Source organism: Nostoc sp. CHAB 5715 (assembly GCF_020829685.1).
GTDB lineage: Bacteria > Cyanobacteriota > Cyanobacteriia > Cyanobacteriales > Nostocaceae > Nostoc.
This window is the reverse complement of the sequence record NZ_JAIVFR010000585.1, coordinates 1-4,882: the sequence shown is the minus strand read 5'-3', so window position 1 is coordinate 4,882 and position 4,882 is coordinate 1. Positions and strand designations below refer to the sequence as shown.

At 42.7% G+C, this 4,882-nt stretch carries 4 protein-coding genes; 2 read left to right on the top strand and 2 right to left on the bottom strand.

Features of this window, described 5'->3' with window-relative positions:
* Window positions 1–33 precede the first annotated feature (33 nt).
* Entirely contained in the window at window positions 34–351 is a 318-nt protein-coding gene (locus LC574_RS26665; RefSeq protein ID WP_229456627.1) for a hypothetical protein, read from the bottom strand.
* Between the two features lie 107 nt (window positions 352–458).
* Here LC574_RS26665 and LC574_RS38270 point away from each other — a divergent pair, with 107 nt between their 5' ends.
* Window positions 459–584: a hypothetical protein gene (locus tag LC574_RS38270; RefSeq protein WP_267871689.1), complete on the top strand. Its 126-nt coding sequence runs from the start codon at window positions 459–461 to the stop codon at window positions 582–584.
* 143 nt (window positions 585–727) lie between these two features.
* Here the strand turns inward: LC574_RS38270 and LC574_RS26660 are convergent, their stop codons facing one another.
* Window positions 728–1,078, bottom strand: a complete 351-nt coding sequence (locus LC574_RS26660; RefSeq protein ID WP_229456624.1) for a helix-turn-helix transcriptional regulator — start codon at window positions 1,076–1,078, stop codon at window positions 728–730.
* 502 nt (window positions 1,079–1,580) lie between these two features.
* Here LC574_RS26660 and LC574_RS26655 point away from each other — a divergent pair.
* Entirely contained in the window at window positions 1,581–4,838 is a 3,258-nt protein-coding gene (locus LC574_RS26655) for a calcium-binding protein (RefSeq protein WP_229456615.1), read from the top strand.
* Window positions 4,839–4,882 lie beyond the last annotated feature (44 nt).

The following is a 4,882-nucleotide window of genomic DNA, read 5'->3' as shown; positions in this document are numbered from 1 at the left end:
GCTCAAGCGCACGATCACGGGCAACAGCGCCCATTACGTGCTGGACAAAGAGGGCCGGGTGGTGGACGTGCTGCCGGGATTGACATAAGCAGCCGAACTAATTTGAATTTGGGCAGCAGCAATAAGTAATACACCAACACCAGCTAAAGCTAACCAAGCTGAAGATTTAAAAAGTTTTTTCCAATTGAATTTAGCTTTGGTGATTCCAGATATCTCTTCTTTAGTAATAACTATGTCAGAAGATTTAAGAGGTTTTCTGCTATCTAATTGAGATTTAGATGGATTATATTTGGTGTTTCGAGATGCCTCTTCTTGAGCAATAAACATCTGAGAATAAGCAAGATATTCCATAATGCATCCCTTTATATGAAAAAAATGAGTAAATACAGAAAGCTATTTCAGTTTTCTCTGTATTTACTTTTAGTATATTTTATATCTCTGTGTTTTTAAAAAGGTTTTTGCTGGTAGCGCAATTAAGAAAGATTGAACAACTGCGTGCATTGATGGGTTATGAAAGTATCCAAAAAGAAACGACCAGCACGGCTGAGTTGATCAAACACAAGCTCAAAGATAAAAATATTTGAGATTAAGCAGATTTTTGTTGTTCTTTAGGTGGTTTAGGAGCAGTCTTTTTAACAGTTGGATAGTGGATTTTACGAACACGGGGTTTACCTGGTGTCCTTTGTTTCAACATCTTGTTTTTCCTAAAGAATGGAACGATCGCCACCTATGTTGAGCGATCGCGTTTCTTTTCCTCTGCTTGCAATTGTTGTAGATACTCGTGCAGACGATCCAAATTCTGTTCCCAGAATTGGCGATATTGCTCAATCCAATCTGCTGCATCCTTAAGTGGTTCTGCCTCTAGCCGACAGGGGCGCCACTGAGCCTCTCGACTCCGTGCGATCAATCCAGCACGCTCTAGCACCTTTATATGTTTGGAAATAGCAGGTAGGCTCATCTCAAAGGGTTGGGCTAGCTCAGTTACCGATGCTTCGCCCTTAGCAAGATGAGCCAGAATTGCCCGCCGAGTAGGATCGGCAAGGGCGGCAAAGGTGGCGCTCAGTTGATCGCTGGACATTTAGATGAGAAGTATTTAACCGCACAGTTAATTAAATACTAGATTAAATGTACTAGTCAAGAATGTCAAGAGTTAATTTGACTTTTCCCCTTAAGTCGTAAAACCTTGAAATTGCAAGGTTTTCTATTAGATTCGATTTTCAATAAGTTAAGTTTAATGACAATTAATTTGGGATAAGGGTTTAGCAGAATGGCACGCTTGTTAAGCGTAAATCCTTGATATTACTGGCTTTGGGGTATGGAGTGTTGGGAATTAAGAAGAACTAAGAAAAAATGGTTCTTCGGCTCTTGCATAATTTCTCAATCAACCTCTGTTAAATGCAAGAGCGTTGGCTCAATAACACTCCTAAACAGAAACCAAAAATTGAAGTGAGTCTCAAAATTAGTGCAGTCAAGTATGCCGAAAGCATCATTGTTGAGGCGAATTTTTGTGCCCGGAAATAGCACTTATAGCAAATTGACAACTGAAGTTACTGAAAAAATTGATTTAAATAGTAAAAGTTATGGCAAATATAATTGGAACCAAGGGTAATGATACGCTAGTGGGCAGCGAGTTAGCGGACACGATTAAGGGTCTTGCAGGCAACGATACCATCACAGCTACCAATGGTAACGACACTTTGACTGGTGGTGGCGGCAAGGATCAGTTTAAATTCGTTGACGTGTTCAACGGCACTGATACCATCACCGATTTCGGTGGCGTCGGTAAAGGAACAAACCCAACAGCAGCAGTCACTGCCGAAGTGGACACCCTAAAATTCGAGGGCTATGACTTCTTTCGTGCCGAAAATTTGTTGCTTACCCAGAATGGCAGCAATTTGGAAATTGCGTTTGAAGGGGTAGGTGAAACCATAGTCATTCTGCAAAACTTCAAATTAGAAAACTTGGAGAACCAGAAAGCTTCTGGAGCAACACCAGCGATTGGCAATATCCTGTTTAATGGGCAAACTAGTATCACCGACAGCTTTGATGTCTTTGATGCTAACTCTACTGAAACTAAGCTGGGCATCAAAAACACAGTAACCTTCCTCAATGACCTATCCAACAACATTACGGGTTTAGACGACTCAGATGATGTGGTTAATGGTCAGGGCGGTAATGACACCATCAACGGCAAAAGTGGCAACGACCTGCTGCGCGGTGGTACGGGGAATGATACTCTCATTGGTGGTGCGGGGAAGGATACCCTAATTGGTAATACGGGCAATAACTCCCTCGTTGGTGGTACTGGTGACGATGTATTGAATGCTGAGGATTCAACAGGCAATAGTACTCTTAACGGTGGTGCTGGTAACGATTACTTGAGTGTTGAGGGTTCAACAGGCGATAATCTGCTTTCTGGTGGGGATGGCAATGACAGCTTTTCTTTGAGGGCTTCATCTACTGCCCCCTCTTTCTTAGTAACTCAAACGGTAGATGGAGGGAAAGGTGATGATTTTTTACAAGCGTATTATACCAATGCTACGGGAAGAATGACTTCGACATTTAATGCAACCACTAACATTGGTTCGATTACAGCAGGCACGAATCGGGTTAACTACAAAAATATCGAACGATTAGAGATCAGAGGTACAACCTACGATGACTTGATTGTGGGGACTAATGGCAACGATTATCTTTTTGGCGGCAGTAGTGGAAATGATCCAAGTTATGGTAATGATACGATTTTTGGCGGTGAAGGTAACGATTGCTTGAGTGTTGATTATTCAACAAGCAATAACATCCTTAATGGTGGTGTTGGTAACGATCAATTGAGTGCTACCTCTTCAACAGGTAATAACCTGCTCTCTGGGGACGATGGCAATGATAATCTCTCCACTTCTGGGAATCACATCGACTACGACGGGGGATATACCAATGCCGCCTCTGGCAATAACACCCTCAACGGTGGTGTTGGTGATGATATCTTAAGTGCTGACTATTCAACAGGCGATAACCTACTCTCTGGAGGCGATGGCAATGATTCTCTTAGTGCCTCTAGCAACGCTTCTGATAAGTACGCATTTGACACCTCTGGCAATAACACCCTCGACGGTGGTGCTGGTGACGATACTTTAAGTGCTAACTATTCAACAGGCGATAACCTGTTGTTTGGAGGCGATGGCAATGATTCTCTCTTTGTCTCTAGCTACTACGACTACTCTGGAAGGTTTGATGGCGCGTTTGGCAATAACCTACTTTCTGGAGGGGATGGCAATGATTCCTTCTCTTTGGTTCTATATACTTCCCCCTCTGACTTAGTAACTCAAACAGTAGATGGAGGGACAGGTGACGATTTATTGGAAGTCTCGTATATCTATAGTACTGGGGGAATTACTTCGACATTCGATGCTGCTACTAATACTGGCTCGATTACAGCAGGCACGAGTCACGTTACTTACAAGAATATCGAAGGATTAAATATTTGTGGTACAGCCTACGATGACTTGATTGTGGGGAGCAATGGCAATGATACAATAGATGGGAGCGTTAGTGGAAAAGATACAATAGATGGGGGCGCTGGTAACGATTACTTATCGTTCTCTTACTATAGTGCAACCGAGAGCATCACTTCGACATTCGATGCTGCTACTAACACTGGCTCGATTACAGCAGGCACGAATCACGTTACTTACAAGAATATCGAAGGATTAAATATTTATGGTACAGCCTACGATGACTTAATTGTGGGGAGCAATGGCAACGATTCGCTCCACGGGGGTGATAGCGGCAACGATACCATCGATGGAGGGATAGGTGACGATTTATTGTCGTTGTATAATTATACTACTAGCGACGGAATTACTTCGACATTCAATGCTGCTACTAACACTGGCTCGATAACAGCAGGCACAAGTCACGTTACTTACAAGAATATCGAACAATTAAATATCTCAGGTACAGAGTACGATGATTATATAGTGGGAAGCAATGGGAACGATAAGATAAATGGGGCAGGTGGGAATAATACGATTTTCGGCGGTGCAGGTAAGGATTACTTGAGTGCTGACTATTCAAATGGTAATAATCTGCTCTCTGGCGACGATGGAAATGATTCTCTTAGTACCTCTGGTGACTACAACGACTACCGAGGCGAGTTTTATCTTGATGCTGTCTCTGGCAATAATACCCTCAATGGTGGCGCTGGTGATGATAACTTAGTGACTAACTATTCATCAGGGAATAACCTACTCTCTGGGGGCGATGGGAATGATTCTCTTAATGCCTCTGGTTCAGCCTCTTTATACTCCTCATACGGAGTTTATACTGTCTCTGGCAATAACACGCTCAACGGTGGTGCTGGTAACGATCGCTTGATTGTTGACTATTCAACAGGCGATAATCTCCTCTCTGGTGGCGATGGCAATGATACTCTCTCCGCTTTTGATGCCTCAGGTAAGAACACACTCATTGGTGGCAACGGTAATGATATCCTCACAGGTGGCAACGGTAATGATATCCTAATTGGAGGAACTGGTACTGATACCTTTGCTTTCAATAGTTACAATAAAGGTGTTGATACTATTAATGACTTCAACGCCACTAATGAACTGATTCAGGTATCGGCTGTTGGTTTTGGTGGCAGGTTGTCAGCACCTTCACTTCAGACAAGTCAGTTTACTCTCGGAACTTCTGCAACCACTAACGAAGAGCGATTTATCTACAACAGCGCTACAGGTGCATTGTTCTTTGACCTTGATGGTAGTGCATCTGGGTTTACTCAGGTAAAAGTGACAAATACAGGTGCAGGATTTTTTGTGGAGTTGGACGAAGCGAAATGAAAATCCATAAAATGACTCATCAATCGTCTTTGCCTTCAAACACT

Excerpts from the sequence above, each read along its gene's own strand:
- LC574_RS26665 (WP_229456627.1), bottom strand. The coding sequence starts at position 351 with ATGGAATATCTTGCTTATTCTCAGATGTTTATTGCTCAAGAAGAGGCA.
- LC574_RS26660 (WP_229456624.1), bottom strand. The coding sequence starts at position 1,078 with ATGTCCAGCGATCAACTGAGCGCCACCTTTGCCGCCCTTGCCGATCCT.
- LC574_RS26655 (WP_229456615.1), top strand. The coding sequence starts at position 1,581 with ATGGCAAATATAATTGGAACCAAGGGTAATGATACGCTAGTGGGCAGC.